Here is a 14,244-nt window from a genome sequence, read left to right as displayed (position 1 = left end):
GCGTTAGCGAAGACATCCTTGCTGACCTGAGAGCAAACTTCGAAGGTGAATGTTCAGAAGTTGGTATGTACCTTGCAATGGCAAGAGTTGCCCATAGAGAAGGATATCCTGAAATCGGTTTATACTGGGAAAAAGCTGCTTATGAAGAGGCAGAGCACGCAGCTAAATTTGCTGAGTTGCTTGGGGAAGTTGTAACAGACAGCACCAAGAAAAACCTTGAAATGAGAGTAGAAGCTGAAAACGGCGCTACTGCCGGTAAGTTTGACCTGGCTAAGCGTGCAAAAGCCGCTAACCTGGATGCTATTCACGATACCGTTCATGAGATGGCCAGAGATGAGGCACGCCACGGCAAAGCTTTCGAAGGCCTGTTAAAGAGATACTTCGGTTAATTTATTCTTTTGACTAATTTGTCTCACAAATTTTATATTCATACAGTATATGCGGGCAGAGGTTGACGGAATCGAAGCCCGCATATATGATATACATAAAGGTGTAGTCATTAACCAAACCAAAGGAGGATTTTACAATGTCTAAATACGCAGGAACTAAAACAGAGCAGAACTTAATGGACGCTTTTGCAGGTGAATCACAGGCTAGAAATAAATATACATACTACGCTTCCGCTGCAAAGAAAGCCGGTTACGAGCAATTAGCTGCTTTATATCTGGAAACAGCAGATCAGGAAAAGGAGCATGCTAAAATGTGGTTTAAAGAATTCCACGGAATTCTGGATCCGGTGGCTAATCTGGAAGACGCAGCCAGCGGTGAGAACTATGAGTGGACTGACATGTATGCACGCATGGCCAGGGAAGCCAGAGAAGAAGGCTTTGAGGAACTGGCACAGAAATTTGAAGGTGTTGCCAGAGTAGAAGCTGCTCACGAAAAACGCTACTTAAAGTTACTGGAGCATATGAAAGCAGAAGAAACCTTCAAAGGAGACGCTCCTTTGGGATGGAAATGCAGAAACTGCGGTTATGTACACGAAGCTGACGAGGCTCCTGAGGTTTGTCCGGTATGTGCCCATCCGAGAGCTTACTTCGAAAGAAAAGCTGAGAACTATTAAGATACATAAAATCCTATCACTTTACGATGAACGCTGCCCTATAAAACTGGGGCGGCGTTTTTTTCGTCAGCGCACCAAATAATGCTTGTAAGGTATATTGGCACACTTTGTGAAAGACCCAATTGTCAGCAATACAGCACTTTTTATTAAGACACACAGGCTCAAGCTTGTTATAATGATAAAAAGGAGGCAAAACGATGGAACAGCAAAACGAGATTGTAAAAAAGGTCTTGAATTATATTGAGGGTAATATTGAGAAAGAGATTAATGTAGATAAAATTGCCAGAAGCGTTGGATATTCAAAATTTTATCTTAATCGGTTATTTTCACAATGTACTGGAATTACCATTTATAAATACCTTCAAAGCCGCAGGCTTACAATAGCTGCGGAAAAATTGATAAAAACGGACGATCCGATCACAAAAATTGCTTATGAAGCTGGATATGAATCTCAACAGGCATTTTCACTTGCTTTTAAGCAATTATATGTATATCCGCCCAAAACTTACAGGAATATCGGGGTGTTTGTACCAAAGCAGAGCAGAATCTCCCTGAGTAAGAATTTCTATAAAACAAAATACAGTCTATTTATCAGTATGTGCAAGGGGACAGCAGCATGAGTATAATTCCATATGTCATTGAACAAACGAGCCGGGGAGAACGCAGCTATGATATTTTTTCACGTTTGCTGTCAGACAGAGTTATATTTCTGGGAGAAGAAGTAAGTGACACCTCTGCCAGTTTAATTGTAGCGCAATTACTCTTTTTGGAAGCCCAAGACCCAGACAAAGATATTCATTTATATATTAACAGTCCGGGAGGTTCTGTAACTGCCGGATTTGCCATTTATGACACCATGAAGTACATTAAGTGTGATGTAGCCACAATATGTATTGGCATGGCAGCAAGTTTTGGTGCATTTTTGTTAGCCGGAGGAACACATGGCAAGCGTATGGCATTGCCCAACTCCGAAATTATGATACACCAGCCAGCTATGCATGGCAGCGGGATACAAGGGCCAGCCAGCGATATAAAAATAATGTCTGATTATATGCAAAAAAGTAAACATAGATTAAACAAAATTTTATCCGAGAATACAGGGCACACGATCGAAGAAATTGAAAAAGATACGGACAGAGATAACTTTATGAGCGCCGAAGAAGCACTAAAATATGGTCTGATAGATTCTGTTATTTCCAGTAGATAGTAAAACAAGGGGCATCGCATTGTATAAAAATGCAGTGCCCTCTCTTTTCTTACCTTGAAGAACCAGTATGAACTATATATAATACTATGCAAGGGCTTATACACAAGAAAGTCCTTAGTATCTTTCTATAAATGGAGGCACCTATGTTCAGAATCGGAGAATTTTCAAAACTTACACAGGTAACTATCCGCATGCTGAGATATTATGATGAAGCAGGACTGTTAAAACCCGCCAGGATTGATCCCCAGACCGGTTACCGTCTGTATTCCATAGAGCAAATACCCATTCTTAATAAAATTATATACCTGAGAGACAGCGGATTCCAGGTGTCTGAGATAGCAAAGGTGCTTGAAAGCTGTGACTGTACAGCAATGATCGAAGAGCTGGACAGGAAATATTCAGAAATAGAGCAATCTATTCTTCTGGAAAAAGAAAAACTCAAGAAAATTCAACTTGCCAAAAAAGAACTTTTAACCGGAAAAAGTGAGATACATTACCATGTTACCGTTAAATCTATTCCCGCTTATCAGGTTCTCTCCCTGCGAAGGATTATTCCAGATTATTATGCCGAAGGAGAGCTGTGGAGTGAATTATCTGCGTTTGCTTTAGAGCAGAGAGTACCTGTAACAGAAGAAACCTTTTCTATATATTACGACGAGGGGTATAAAGAGCAAAATGTTGATGTGGAACTGTGTGCTTTGGTAAAAACACCCGGTAATAGTTGCGGGGAGTTCGCATACCGCATAACAGAACCTGTACCTTCTATGGCCAGTACCATGGTTTACGGACCATTTTCCAACATAGCCGGAGCATACCTGTCTTTTGCCCGGTGGCTGCAGAAGAACAGCGAATACAGAATGGGGAACCCAACCCGCCAAATCGTCCACCGCGGTCCTTGGAATGAGACCTCTCCCCAGAATTATTTGACAGAAATACAGATACCTTTAGAAAAAAACTAACGCCGCGCCGTGCAATTACATATTGCATGGCGTTTTTCCTTGACTCTCACATGGTGTGAGGGTCTAACTTGAGATCGTAAACAATTATTCAAGAAAAACGGAGGTAATTTATGTCAACCTATCAAGTACATTCTATCGGAACCATCTGCAACAATGAAAACGGTACTTTTGTTCAGCTGAATCCCCGGGTAATCCCTGCACTCCAGGCATTAGACGGATTCAGCCACATTAACGTTATCTGGTGGTTCAGCCACTTTGATGACCACGGGGCCCGATCCGTCCTCACCGCAGAACAGCCCTACAAAAATGCTCCGGAAATCATGGGTATCTTTTCCACAAGATCTCCTGTGCGGCCCAATCCCATCGCCCTGTCCACTGCAGAAATTACGCATATCGATTATGAGAAGGGAATCATTCACCTCCCCTACATCGACGCCGACCACAATACACCAGTCCTGGACATAAAGCCGTACACTCCCAGTCTGGATCGGGTAGAAAACCCCAAGGTGCCGCAATGGTGCAGCCATTGGCCAAAAAGTCTGGAGGAATCCGAACAGTTCCCATGGGAAGAAGAGTTTAATTTTTAAGTAAAAGGGACAGGTCTCATCCAATTTGGGACAGGCCGTTCTTAATTTGGGACGTGTTCTTTTTAGAAAGAACACGTCCCTCTTTCTCCTTTATATACTTTGTCTATCAAATAATTTAAATATACCCTTGATTTTTTAAATACGAGGGTGTAATATACTTATATCAACATGTAGTTTTGATAACTACATGTAATGGTTTTTCTTATTTTACCATATATTATTTGTGCAATTATATAGCAATTAAGCAACAGTATTAAAGGAGGAATTATTATGAATTTTAAACCAAAGGAACCTGGAAGTGCCATTACTCATTTTATCGGATGCCTCATGGCTGCTCTTGCCGCCCTGCCTCTGCTTCTGAAAGCAGCCCGTGAACCTGGAAATATACACATGATAGCTATGAGTATTTTTATCTTAAGCATGGTTTTACTGTATGCTGCAAGCACAATCTACCACACAGTGGATGCCTCTGATACTATTAACAGACGGCTCCGGAAAATGGACCATATGATGATCTTTATCCTGATCGCCGGCAGTTATACTCCCATTTGTCTAATTGTTCTGCACGGCAGGACTGGTGCAATGCTCTGTGCAGTAGTATGGGCTGTGGCCATTGCCGGTATTCTGATTAAGGCTTGCTGGATCACCTGTCCCAAATGGTTTTCTTCCGTACTGTACATTGCTATGGGGTGGCTTTGCGTTCTGGCATTCCGCCCAATTATGAACACACTTTCTCCCGCTGCATTTGGCTGGCTTTTGGCTGGCGGGATTATCTATACCGTAGGAGGGATCATCTATGCCCTGAAGCTGCCGATTTTCAATTCTAAACATAAAAATTTTGGGTCACATGAGATTTTCCATCTCTTTGTTATGGGCGGTAGCATATGTCACTTTATTGTTATGTATTTCTTTGTTGTTGGTATGCCTGTATAATAAACTGCGGCGTGTTCTATTTCAGGAACACGCCGTTTTTTTTACTGCTCAGTTTATTGTTCAAGATATCGCACTCCCCTAAGAAGGCACACAAAATTTTACACTCCAATCCCCATTTCCTATATTTACTATCCGCCTTGTACACAAAAAGAGAGGTAAAATCCCTCCGCAAATGATACAATAGTAAATCATATAAAGAATGAGGATCGCAAATGGATTGGAACGACAAGCTTCAAAGGATTATTGATTATACAGAGGATCATCTGCAGCGGAAAGAGGAGCCTGTAGACATGGATGAAATCACGAGAATATCCGGCTGTTCTTACCATTTTTTTCTGAAGGTCTTCTCTTATATGAACGGGATAAGTTATGCCGAATACGTGCGTCACCGCAAACTAACACTGGCCGGATATGATCTGAAAAGCAGCCCTATTAAGGTAGTGGATTTGAGTTATAAATACGGGTATGACTCACCAACATCCTTTACAAAGGCATTTCAGCAGTTTCATGGAATTTCACCCAAAGAGGCAAGAGGCGCATCTGCCAGGCTGCAGGTACTGCCACGAATGCAGGTATATACAAGGAATAAATACTCCTGGAGGATTGAGCATAAGCCATCTTTCCGGCTTATTGGGAAACGGGCCAGTATTTCATGCATAGCAGGATCTCCCCAGACAGAAATACCTGGTTTCTGGAATGAATGCCAGAAAAACGGCATTTATTCCCAGATAATTTCTTTAGATACTGGTAAACCCAAGGGATTATTCGGCATATCAGAAAAGTATGACGAGGCATCAGACCAGCTTTCATACGCAATCATGGCAATTTCGGATTATATCCTGCCGGAAGGATTTTGTGAAATGCAGATACCGGAAACGTCCTGGGCAGTCTTTGACTGCAGGGGGCCGGTCCCCCAGGCAATTCAGGAGGGATGGGATTATTTGCGGAAAGAGTGGCTGGTGAAATATCCCTTTCAGCACGCCTCATGTCCGGAACTGGAGTGGTACAGTGACGGAAATTCTTACAGCAGTGAATATCTCAGTCAAATATGGATACCTATTATAATTAAGGAGGATTAAAAATGGTACATTTAGTATATTGCGATAATACAGGGAAAAAGGGAGAGAAGGTACTGGATAAAATTATAAACGGAACAAAAACCATGGTGGTCAGAGGTGCCGCTGGCAGAAAAATACCCCACAGCAGGGTATTCCCAGGAGAAACTCTCTACTTTATGGAAAAGGGAAGCCTTTTAATCTCAGCCAAAGCAGTTGTCTGTAATGTGGAGAATTATGTAAAGCTCCCAGAAGATGAAATTACTGCTATATTAGAAAAAAACCAGAGTAAGTTAAACCTATCGGAAAAGCAGAAAACCCGCTGGCATAAAAAATGCCTTTGCCTGGTAGAATTTGAATCAGTCCAAAAGATACCGCCTCTTACCTTTGAGCATCAGGGGAATATGGATGATTGGCTGATTCTTGAAAAAATTGACGATGTGGTAGTTGGGACCAGCATCCCATATGATTACAGTAAATCTAAATTTTAATTACAATAATATATTTCTAGCCATTATTGAAAAAGGTACATTTCATATTAAAACAGAATTAGGACGGGCGAGATCTTCTTTGTATAGTACAATAACAAAAAATCCAATCTTTTTAAACTAATAGGTTTTTCACTTAATAAATTGCAAATAATTTTTGTTGTATAAAAGATACGCCGTCCTTGTCTGTGACCCTAAGTATATCTCAGTTGTAAAATAGGCAACTCCATTTCCGCAGTAAACCAAACATGCCCCTTGATTCCGCCATGCTATTTCAATGGCTTCGTCTATTGCAGCCTCTGCCCCACCATCCTCAATATCAATTCCCAGCAAATAACAACTTTTTTCTGCTCCGTATTTAACCAATAAGTCTTTATGATCCGATAGTGGAATCTTCCTTAATGATATTCCTAAGTCCATGTCAAGGTATTTATTATAGTAACAAAGTTCTAGACGGTCCAGGCAACTTCTCCGCTTATCTTCTCGTTTTAATTCATATTTAATTCTCTTTCTAAAGTTTTTTTTAAAAAATAAATTAACTATTAAATCCTCTGTATCCAGTTTCATACTGTTCTCCTCTTAATGACTTTTTTCTGTTATAAGCACTCGATACTCCATAAGCTATATCCTTGTAAATATGGATACAAAAGCTTGGATAACCTTCTATATGCCATCCAAGCTTTTATTTATAAAATTTATGGTGAATTTAGATTATCTCTTTAGAAGTTCTTATATGTCGGTATAGCCCGTATTTTCGGGCTTTCCCGGCATTTTAGATATGGGGAGAAGTTCTTATATACCCTCATAACCTCTTAGGTTTTCCCTCTCAATGGTAGTAAAAGAAGTAGTAAATCCGTCTGCGGCTATGCAATCAGCCGTTCCATTTCAGCCTTTGCGGAAGCGAATGTAGCGTGTGCGTAGTAGTTCAGCGTCATGGTGATGTTAGAGTGTCCCATGATGTACTGTAACGCTTTCGGGTTCATTCCGGCATTAGCTAAGTTGGTACAAAATGTATGGCGTAGGGTGTGGGGTGTCATTACTTTGGGTAAGGCTTCCTCATGGGTCTTGTTGTACTTCTTTGCAAGCCCCCGAAACATGGTAGCATAATTCACATTCGTTTTCGGGCAACCGTCCCGGTTGAGGAAAAGGAAATTGCTGTAACCGTCAATGGTGATCTGCTTCGTTCCTTTGCGGTTCTCCAACACGCGCCCCAACGCTTCATACACTTTTTCACTCATTGGAATTTGCCTGATACCGCTCTGCGTTTTGGGCTTCTCTATGTAGTAGCCTGTTTCTGCGCTCCGTAAAAGCTGGTGGTCTACATTGATTATCCTGTTTTCAAAATCAAGGTCGGTTTCAGTCAATCCGCAGAGTTCGGAAATCCTAAGCCCTGTCCCCAGCAGTATGATAACCTCGTCACGGTATTTCTGATAGACGCTATCACTTTGCATAAAGGATAAAAGGCTTTCTTCCTGTTCTGCTGTGAGGGGTACTTTCGGCTCTGTGTCGTCCTCAATCACTGTGTTTAGCTGGAAGTCAAAGGGGTTCTTCCTTATACAATCGTCCTGTATCGCCGTATAGAACGCGGCTTTTAAGGAACGCTTGTCGTTGCTTATGGTTTTATAGGATATTCCCTTTTCTTTCATGCGCAACGCCCATTCTTTCGCGTCGGACAGCTTCACACTGTCAATGGAGCAGGAACCAAGTTTATCCGCTTCCAGCAGCTTCATCAGCCGTTCGCGCCCCTTTGTGGTGTTATGCCTTACGTTCCCCCGGTGGCGGTTCTGCTTCGCGTAAAGCTCGCAGACGGTCATTTTCTTACCGATTGTGTCTATCCCGTCGTCAAGGTCTTTCTGTATCTCTTTTTCCTTTTCTCTAAGGGATATGTCGTCACGTTTCCCGGCAGGGGTCTTGTCCGTAGGTACTAACTTCCAAGCATAGACAAATTGCACTTTACCAAAAGTATCGGTATATTTGTAAGCATATCTCCCGTCTTTTCTCTGGCTCTCTCCCGAACGCAAAATGCGGTTTTTATTATCACGTCTTTTTTCCGACATTGTTTTTGCTCCTTTCCGTGTCGGAAAGAGCCTTGATATGCCTACATTTATTATAGCATATTCAAGGCTCTTTTTCACTATCTTTTTCGCTAAATCGCGTCCAGTGTGTCAATGATTTTTTCAAACTGTTTCCTCTTGATCTGAATACGGTTGCCGTTCAAGATCACCCAGCCCGCCGTGGGGTTTTCCTCTGCAAGTTTCCGCAGCTTGTTTTCCCCAATGCGGAAATATTTTGACGCTTCCTCAATGGTAAGCGTGTACTTTTCCCAAATAGGCACATCAGCATTGTTCATTCTATAAATCCCCCTTTCAAAAATGGGTAAATGGTTAATGGTGAAAAAGGGGCTGTGATCGGACGGTTAATAGCGTAACCTCACGGGAGTTTCACCCCTGCATGGTTCTCATGCAGCCCTACCCATTGCCTGCGACGCTTTTAACGCTCGGACTGTGGCGGTAAGGGAGTATCATTATATATTCTGCGCTGTCGTCGCCCGCAAGCTGCTAAACTTGCTCCCCGGCGCGGTGCTGGTCGCTCGGCTATCCCGGCGGGGAAAAGAAAACCCCGCCGGGATAGCGTCATGGCGCACCCGTCGTATGGCTCGGCGCAAAAGGGACGTATCCGATCTGCCCTATGCTGCGTCGCCGTTATCTTGCGCCGCTTTCTTTTTCAAGGTTCAAAAAAGTCTGATGTGCCGCACCTACGGAAAGGGGAACATAGGCAGCGGCTTTACATCAAAACTGGAAGTCCAAGACAGCCCGCATCAGCCTTGACCGCAGACGGTCGCGTATGTCCTCGTCAATTCCGAAATATGTATTTCCGCGTTCATCACGGTATTTTCGGACAGACAAAGCGGCAATCTGTGCGTCGTAGTTCTGTAACACAATTTTCATTGCGTCCGGGTCGCCTTTGGTTGCGGCAACAATTACCGGGTAAGGTAACAAGCCGCGCTCGTCAAAATCGCTGTCAAATTTCTTCGTCGTCATAAGCGCGTTCCTCCAAATAGCGTTTTAGCAGTTCAAAAGAGCTTGTCCTGCGATACTGTACTGTGCTTCTTGAAATATTGAGGAGCTTTGCAATATCGTTATCAGTCATACCCTCAAAATAGTACAGCAGGACGGCGTTACGTTTTTCTTCCGGCAAAGTGCGGAGTGCTTCGGCTAACAGCTTCGGCGTAATTCTTTTACCCGCCACGCAGATAGAATTGTCAGTGTATTCCTTGACAAAATAGCGGTCAACGGTATAAAGCTGGCTTTCTTCCTGCGGGGAAAGGCTGGATAACGTAACTTCACGCAGTTGGTGTCGTCTTACGTCGCGGTGGGCGTTGCTGGCTTCACACTTAATGGCTTTCTTGCAAAAGCTATTAAAAGCGCAGCGGATTTCCCATTCGGTACGATTAGGCTCATTCATGTTCTCACCTCCTTTCGCAGCCGCGAAAGCGGGTGATTTTTTATGACTTCCCCTTTCAGTACCCACACCACCGCTTTTTGAGAGTTGCCAAATGAAAACGGCAAACTTTTTTGTCGAAATTTTCAAAAAGTGCGTCTTAAAAAGCGCAAAAAAAACCGACTGCATAATGCAATCGGGTAAAGAGGAATTATTAACGCTTATATTGTGATGTGTGAAGGTAAAACCGTAGGCAAAAATGTTTTCTACGCTGGAGAAGATTTTTTTAATTGTTCACCATAAGGCGATAGCCATAAAAGCATAAAAAAGAACATGGCGATATTTCTCCAATACCGCCATATCCTCAAAAAAGGTAACTTTAATAAGCTCCATTACTTGAAAAGAAAACAGCGGCATAATTTTCTTATGAAATGGTTGTTTTCCTTTTCAGTTGAAGCATAGAAAAAAGCATTGCTGCGATAGCTGCGCAAATATGACTAATCAATACAGCTATCCATATCCCGTTAAGCCTAAGTCCTAAATATGAAAAAAGATAAGCTAAAGGCATACGGACAATAATGTAATAAAAAATCATTAGGAGCATACTTTTAGAGGGCTGCCCCAAACCGTTTAGCATACCGAGGAAGCAATTTGTTATGGTGTTCAATATGTAACCTATCCCCACGATCAGAAAATAACCGCTTACGATTGACGCTACATCAGAACTTCTTACAAATAGCATGGAAAGGTATTTTGAGCTGGAAACGATAATTGCAGAGAGCAGAAACAGAAATAGACTGCCATATTTCAAAGCACATTTCAGATAGTCTTTTACCCTGTCCGTCCTCTTTCCACCTACACATTGCCCGATAATTGTTGTTAGAACCATATTTAATGCCATTGCCGGATAAAATAATATGGTTTCCAGTTTTCCAGTAATTCCATAAGCCGCTATTGCTGTGATACTGTAAGAGCTGATAAGGGCAGTTAAAAAAGTAGTGCTGATTGCGGGTATGCTTTGCTGGACTATTGCCGGGACAGCCTTTTGTATAAGCGGTAAAATGAAAGCCTTGTCAAACAGGTTAAGCCGCATATTAAACAGTCTTTTTTTCTTGAGATAGCAAATCATAAATGCCAAGCAAATACTTTGTGAAATTAAGGTCGCTATTGCAGCACCATGAAAACCAAAAAAATGAATAAAAATAGGGTCAAGAACCGCATTGAGTATCGTTGATACCAGCATGGAAATCATTTGAAACATTGCATTTCCAAAACTTCTCAGGACAGCAGTAAAATATAAGAATAAGTAAACAGCTAAATATCCCAAAAGATAAATTGATAAATAGTTATATGCCATTTCATAGGTTTCAGTAGGGGTATTCATAATTTGCAAAATAGCTGGCAGGGATAATTCAAAAATAGCTGTCAAAATCAAAGAAAAAATAATTGCAACAGCAAACGAGGTAGCAATCAGACTTTCAATCTTTTTATTATCTTTGGAGCCGATTGCTTGTGATAGCAGTATAGAAATACCGTTTGTTGCCCCCATAGCAACAGAGGTTAAAAGCAGGATTAGCGGAGTTGAATTTGTGAGTGCCGCATAAGCTGTTTCCCCTAAAAGGTTTCCAATCCATAAACTGTCTACAAGGTTATAAGCCATATTAAGAAACATAGCCGCAATCATTGGCAAAACCATTGCCATTAAACACTTTTTTGTATTTCCATTGATAAAATCAATTTTTCTTGTCATTGTTAAGTCCTTTCTAATGAATGAATATCATTCATTTATATACTATTTTTTTGGCTGCCGATAAGGGCAGCCATAGATTTACAGCAGTTACCAAATAAAAGGAATTAGTCGCCATGTATGCGCACAATAATTATCAAAGTCGTTTCCGAAGCGTAGCCGCAAGGCTCTTTCCTCAATTTGTATTCTTATTCCGTAACATACAAAGCAAATAATCAAAACTAATACTGGGGCTATTGCAGAACGAAAACAAAACGCTGTTCCTAACAGGCAAAGGATAGTTCCGACATAAGCCGGGTTGCGGATATAACGGTAAATTCCTGTTGTTACCAAGCCCTGTGTTGAATTTGTTTTCACTGATAATGTAAAAGAGTGTTTTAATGTCCAAACTGCCCATGATCGCAATGTAGTTCCAAGTACCAGCAAAAACAAACCTAAATAGAAAAAGCAATGTGGGATAAGTATTTCTCCTATCAGTTCTGTTATATAGCCACATCTAAAAAATGTGCTTATTGAAAAGCTGCTCCAACAAGCAAAAATTACAAGAAGTAAAGTTCCGCAATCCTTGTTGGATATTTGAGGTTTCTTTATCCAGCCTTTGAAGTTATATAACCATATAACTATTTCTGCTATCATCATATAGGATATAGCATATATAAAATGATAATACTCTTGCATATTTACAAAACAGGTAGGGTCATTCATAAAATCTCCTTTCTTGAATGAGCTTCATTCATTTAGATGTTTTTGAAATTCCCCTACTAAATAGCAGGGGATAATTTCAAAGTCTTAGAGCATAAATGAGAAAAGTGCGAATATTCTTCGCTTTTTCTTCTGTACTGGATTTCGTGTCTAATAAAATCCCAAGTTGCCCGTACACGCAGAATTTAGCAGCGGCTTGAATATTATCAAGTTGAATTTCGCCGTTTTCCTGTGCCTTTTCCAGTAAATAGGTGACAGGTTTTAGGAGCTTTTCGCAGACTTTCAATGCAAGCTGATCGTGAAACTTTTTGTTCTCTACAACATGAAGCACGTTGTAATAGTCTGTCCCCTCCGTTTCTACCATAATAGGCATAGTTTCAATAATTTCTTTTAAGGTCAGTTTTTCATTGCCTTTTGAAATAGTAAATTTACTTACTATCTCGTCTGCGTACTGTTCTATTGCACAGTCAAAAAGGGCTTCCTTTGAGGGAAAATAACGATAACATAGCCCTTGCGCTACGCCAATCTCTTTTGCAATATCGGCAATGGACGTTTTTTCATATCCCTTTTCATAAAATAGTCGCATAGCAGTATCTAATATTTCCTGCTTCCGTTCCTCTGGCTCTTTCGTAATACGCATGACACACCTCCTTTCCCTATCATAGCATAGCAATGTAAAAAATCAATGAGTGAATACCAGTCAATATTACGGTATTATTTTGTTCCGCAAGCCATACAAGCCGTATTTCCTACACGCTCCCATGTAACATTTGAAAAGTGCCTTGAAAGCAATTTGCAAATTTCACTTTCAGAGTAAATCTTTACGTCCCCCTCTTTACTATACTTCATATAGAAATTCATAATAGCTCGCCCGATTGTGGGTTGCCAACAATCGCACAAAATAAAAGTTCCATTAGGCTTTAACACTCTATCAATTTCTGATAAGACTCTTTCCGGCGCAGGATAATGGTGAAAAGAGTCATTGCAATACACAACATCAAAGAAACAGTCGGAAAAAGGGAGTTGTTCGCTATCACCTAAAATGAGCGTTGCCCTGTTTTCTAATTTCTTCTGTGCAATTTCTAACATCTTTTCAGATAAATCAAGCCCATACAGTATTTTGCTATTGTCTTGCTGCAATATGAGCTTCATTACTTCCCCGGTTCCGCACCCTAAATCTAATGCCGTTTGATAAGATATGCTTTTCAGCCTATTGATGATAACAGGATATAATGTGCGGGCGTGCTGCCCTTTTATATCGCAGTCATAGGTTGGAGCTTGTTGGTTAAAGGCTATTTTTGATTTTTGCTTTGCGCTATTCATATATACAGCCTCCTTTCAGAGAAAATTATAGCACCGCCTTTCCGAAAAGTCAATGAATGATATTCACTCATTGATATAGTGCTATATTTAGGTAAATTCTTTGCTATGTACACTCATTTCAATACAAGAATAGGAGTTGTAAACTCATATAGGGTGATGTCTGAATGAAAAGAGAAGTCGAATTTGTGTACGATTTCAAGGCTTTCGGGCAAGCCATAAAGAAAGCACGCAGAGCAGCGGGATATTCCCGTAAGAAATTGGGGCATGAGCTGAATTTAGCTCCCCGTTACCTTGTTTCCATAGAAAATGAGGGGCAACACCCAAGTCTGCAAGTGCTGTATGAGCTTTGCACCTTTTTTGACATTTCGGTAGATCAGTTCTTTTTCCCGGATAAGGTCGCAAGTAAGTCCACGCAGCGCAGACAGCTTGAAACGCTGCTTGACGGTATAAGTGATACGGGATTGCAGATTATTACCGCAACGGCAAAAGAGATTAAGAAAGTCGAAACAGGGGACGAATAAACGTCCAGCGCACAACTGAATACGGTTTGAGAAGCGTTGTAGTCTTTTGAAGATTGCAGCGTTTTTCTTTTGTAGAAGTTTGGCAAAACCGTTTTTTGGGTGTTGTAGGTAGTAGGAGAAACTTTCGTAGCAAGCATAGGAAAAGAGTACCCTTTTCCGTATTTCTGCCCGCCCTGTCGGTCAGAAATTGCTTGTTGGGAAGTGTCCCAAACCCTCTA

At 41.2% G+C, this 14,244-nt stretch carries 19 protein-coding genes; 10 read left to right on the top strand and 9 right to left on the bottom strand.

Features of this window, described 5'->3' with window-relative positions; all coding sequences use genetic code 11:
* The 9 genes from BUA56_RS15455 to BUA56_RS15415 form a co-directional block, all read left to right on the top strand.
* Window positions 1-389 (top strand): ferritin-like domain-containing protein (locus BUA56_RS15455; protein WP_072853316.1); only part of this gene is annotated, 389 nt, incomplete at its 5' end.
* A gap of 137 nt (window positions 390-526) precedes the next feature.
* Window positions 527-1,063 (top strand): rubrerythrin, encoded by a 537-nt coding sequence (rbr, locus tag BUA56_RS15450; RefSeq protein WP_072853314.1) that lies wholly within the window; start codon window positions 527-529, stop codon window positions 1,061-1,063.
* A 197-nt stretch (window positions 1,064-1,260) separates the two neighbouring features.
* Window positions 1,261-1,683: a helix-turn-helix domain-containing protein gene (locus BUA56_RS15445; RefSeq protein WP_072853312.1), complete on the top strand. Its 423-nt coding sequence runs from the start codon at window positions 1,261-1,263 to the stop codon at window positions 1,681-1,683.
* A complete protein-coding gene (clpP, locus tag BUA56_RS15440; protein ID WP_072853310.1) occupies window positions 1,680-2,270 on the top strand; it encodes an ATP-dependent Clp endopeptidase proteolytic subunit ClpP in 591 nt (196 codons plus the stop codon). Before BUA56_RS15445 ends, clpP begins: the two co-directional genes overlap by 4 nt.
* Before the next feature lie 143 nt (window positions 2,271-2,413).
* Entirely contained in the window at window positions 2,414-3,229 is an 816-nt protein-coding gene (locus tag BUA56_RS15435) for a MerR family transcriptional regulator (protein WP_072853308.1), read from the top strand.
* 110 nt (window positions 3,230-3,339) lie between these two features.
* On the top strand, window positions 3,340-3,816 hold the full coding sequence (locus BUA56_RS15430; protein WP_072853306.1) for an SAM-dependent methyltransferase: 477 nt from the start codon (window positions 3,340-3,342) through the stop codon (window positions 3,814-3,816).
* 270 nt (window positions 3,817-4,086) lie between these two features.
* The gene (gene trhA, locus BUA56_RS15425) at window positions 4,087-4,749 is read left to right on the top strand and encodes a PAQR family membrane homeostasis protein TrhA (RefSeq protein WP_072853304.1); all 663 of its coding nucleotides are present in this window, start codon (window positions 4,087-4,089) and stop codon (window positions 4,747-4,749) included.
* Window positions 4,750-4,961: 212 nt separating this feature from the next.
* Window positions 4,962-5,828, top strand: a complete 867-nt coding sequence (locus BUA56_RS15420; RefSeq protein ID WP_072853302.1) for an AraC family transcriptional regulator — start codon at window positions 4,962-4,964, stop codon at window positions 5,826-5,828.
* 2 nt (window positions 5,829-5,830) lie between these two features.
* Window positions 5,831-6,295 (top strand): hypothetical protein, encoded by a 465-nt coding sequence (locus BUA56_RS15415; RefSeq protein ID WP_072853300.1) that lies wholly within the window; start codon window positions 5,831-5,833, stop codon window positions 6,293-6,295.
* A gap of 129 nt (window positions 6,296-6,424) precedes the next feature.
* On the opposite strand, the gene BUA56_RS15410 is transcribed toward BUA56_RS15415, so the two are convergent.
* The 9 genes from BUA56_RS15410 to BUA56_RS15370 all read right to left on the bottom strand — a co-directional run bounded on the left by BUA56_RS15410 (window position 6,425) and on the right by BUA56_RS15370 (window position 13,505).
* Window positions 6,425-6,859 carry a hypothetical protein gene (locus BUA56_RS15410; protein ID WP_072853298.1) on the bottom strand — a complete coding sequence of 145 codons (435 nt, stop codon included), beginning with the start codon at window positions 6,857-6,859 and terminating at the stop codon, window positions 6,425-6,427.
* A 296-nt stretch (window positions 6,860-7,155) separates the two neighbouring features.
* On the bottom strand, window positions 7,156-8,349 hold the full coding sequence (locus tag BUA56_RS15405; RefSeq protein WP_072853296.1) for a tyrosine-type recombinase/integrase: 1,194 nt from the start codon (window positions 8,347-8,349) through the stop codon (window positions 7,156-7,158).
* Between the two features lie 89 nt (window positions 8,350-8,438).
* Window positions 8,439-8,642, bottom strand: a complete 204-nt coding sequence (locus tag BUA56_RS15400) for an excisionase (protein ID WP_016284327.1) — start codon at window positions 8,640-8,642, stop codon at window positions 8,439-8,441.
* A gap of 439 nt (window positions 8,643-9,081) precedes the next feature.
* On the bottom strand, window positions 9,082-9,333 hold the full coding sequence (locus BUA56_RS15395) for a helix-turn-helix domain-containing protein (protein WP_016222275.1): 252 nt from the start codon (window positions 9,331-9,333) through the stop codon (window positions 9,082-9,084).
* Window positions 9,314-9,757, bottom strand: a complete 444-nt coding sequence (locus tag BUA56_RS15390) for a sigma-70 family RNA polymerase sigma factor (protein ID WP_044935947.1) — start codon at window positions 9,755-9,757, stop codon at window positions 9,314-9,316. The genes BUA56_RS15395 and BUA56_RS15390 overlap by 20 nt, the downstream gene beginning before the upstream one ends.
* A gap of 400 nt (window positions 9,758-10,157) precedes the next feature.
* Window positions 10,158-11,483: an MATE family efflux transporter gene (locus tag BUA56_RS15385; RefSeq protein WP_072853294.1), complete on the bottom strand. Its 1,326-nt coding sequence runs from the start codon at window positions 11,481-11,483 to the stop codon at window positions 10,158-10,160.
* A gap of 87 nt (window positions 11,484-11,570) precedes the next feature.
* A complete protein-coding gene (locus tag BUA56_RS15380; protein ID WP_072853292.1) occupies window positions 11,571-12,185 on the bottom strand; it encodes a methyltransferase family protein in 615 nt (204 codons plus the stop codon).
* A 76-nt stretch (window positions 12,186-12,261) separates the two neighbouring features.
* Window positions 12,262-12,822 (bottom strand): TetR/AcrR family transcriptional regulator, encoded by a 561-nt coding sequence (locus BUA56_RS15375; protein WP_072853290.1) that lies wholly within the window; start codon window positions 12,820-12,822, stop codon window positions 12,262-12,264.
* 74 nt (window positions 12,823-12,896) lie between these two features.
* Window positions 12,897-13,505 (bottom strand): class I SAM-dependent methyltransferase, encoded by a 609-nt coding sequence (locus BUA56_RS15370; RefSeq protein ID WP_016323094.1) that lies wholly within the window; start codon window positions 13,503-13,505, stop codon window positions 12,897-12,899.
* A gap of 164 nt (window positions 13,506-13,669) precedes the next feature.
* Here BUA56_RS15370 and BUA56_RS15365 point away from each other — a divergent pair, with 164 nt between their 5' ends.
* Window positions 13,670-14,026, top strand: coding sequence for a helix-turn-helix transcriptional regulator (locus BUA56_RS15365; RefSeq protein ID WP_016323095.1), 357 nt, complete (start codon window positions 13,670-13,672; stop codon window positions 14,024-14,026).
* The last annotated feature ends 218 nt before the right edge of the window (window positions 14,027-14,244 follow it).

This window comes from Lactonifactor longoviformis DSM 17459, assembly GCF_900129135.1.
In the GTDB taxonomy this organism is placed as follows: domain Bacteria; phylum Bacillota; class Clostridia; order Lachnospirales; family Lachnospiraceae; genus Lactonifactor; species Lactonifactor longoviformis.
Note: the sequence above shows the minus strand (reverse complement) of the source record. Positions and strands in the feature narration are given on the sequence as shown.

What these genes read in the sequence shown, in the direction of transcription:
- BUA56_RS15400 (WP_016284327.1), bottom strand. Translation starts at nt 8,642, where the DNA reads ATGAACAATGCTGATGTGCCTATTTGGGAAAAGTACACGCTTACCATT.
- BUA56_RS15375 (WP_072853290.1), bottom strand. Translation starts at nt 12,822, where the DNA reads ATGCGTATTACGAAAGAGCCAGAGGAACGGAAGCAGGAAATATTAGAT.
- BUA56_RS15365 (WP_016323095.1), top strand. Translation starts at nt 13,670, where the DNA reads ATGAAAAGAGAAGTCGAATTTGTGTACGATTTCAAGGCTTTCGGGCAA.
- BUA56_RS15395 (WP_016222275.1), bottom strand. Translation starts at nt 9,333, where the DNA reads ATGACGACGAAGAAATTTGACAGCGATTTTGACGAGCGCGGCTTGTTA.
- BUA56_RS15430 (WP_072853306.1), top strand. Translation starts at nt 3,340, where the DNA reads ATGTCAACCTATCAAGTACATTCTATCGGAACCATCTGCAACAATGAA.
- BUA56_RS15390 (WP_044935947.1), bottom strand. Translation starts at nt 9,757, where the DNA reads ATGAATGAGCCTAATCGTACCGAATGGGAAATCCGCTGCGCTTTTAAT.
- BUA56_RS15445 (WP_072853312.1), top strand. Translation starts at nt 1,261, where the DNA reads ATGGAACAGCAAAACGAGATTGTAAAAAAGGTCTTGAATTATATTGAG.
- BUA56_RS15380 (WP_072853292.1), bottom strand. Translation starts at nt 12,185, where the DNA reads ATGAATGACCCTACCTGTTTTGTAAATATGCAAGAGTATTATCATTTT.
- BUA56_RS15405 (WP_072853296.1), bottom strand. Translation starts at nt 8,349, where the DNA reads ATGTCGGAAAAAAGACGTGATAATAAAAACCGCATTTTGCGTTCGGGA.
- BUA56_RS15415 (WP_072853300.1), top strand. Translation starts at nt 5,831, where the DNA reads ATGGTACATTTAGTATATTGCGATAATACAGGGAAAAAGGGAGAGAAG.
- rbr (WP_072853314.1), top strand. Translation starts at nt 527, where the DNA reads ATGTCTAAATACGCAGGAACTAAAACAGAGCAGAACTTAATGGACGCT.
- BUA56_RS15435 (WP_072853308.1), top strand. Translation starts at nt 2,414, where the DNA reads ATGTTCAGAATCGGAGAATTTTCAAAACTTACACAGGTAACTATCCGC.
- BUA56_RS15370 (WP_016323094.1), bottom strand. Translation starts at nt 13,505, where the DNA reads ATGAATAGCGCAAAGCAAAAATCAAAAATAGCCTTTAACCAACAAGCT.
- BUA56_RS15420 (WP_072853302.1), top strand. Translation starts at nt 4,962, where the DNA reads ATGGATTGGAACGACAAGCTTCAAAGGATTATTGATTATACAGAGGAT.
- trhA (WP_072853304.1), top strand. Translation starts at nt 4,087, where the DNA reads ATGAATTTTAAACCAAAGGAACCTGGAAGTGCCATTACTCATTTTATC.
- clpP (WP_072853310.1), top strand. Translation starts at nt 1,680, where the DNA reads ATGAGTATAATTCCATATGTCATTGAACAAACGAGCCGGGGAGAACGC.
- BUA56_RS15385 (WP_072853294.1), bottom strand. Translation starts at nt 11,483, where the DNA reads ATGACAAGAAAAATTGATTTTATCAATGGAAATACAAAAAAGTGTTTA.
- BUA56_RS15410 (WP_072853298.1), bottom strand. Translation starts at nt 6,859, where the DNA reads ATGAAACTGGATACAGAGGATTTAATAGTTAATTTATTTTTTAAAAAA.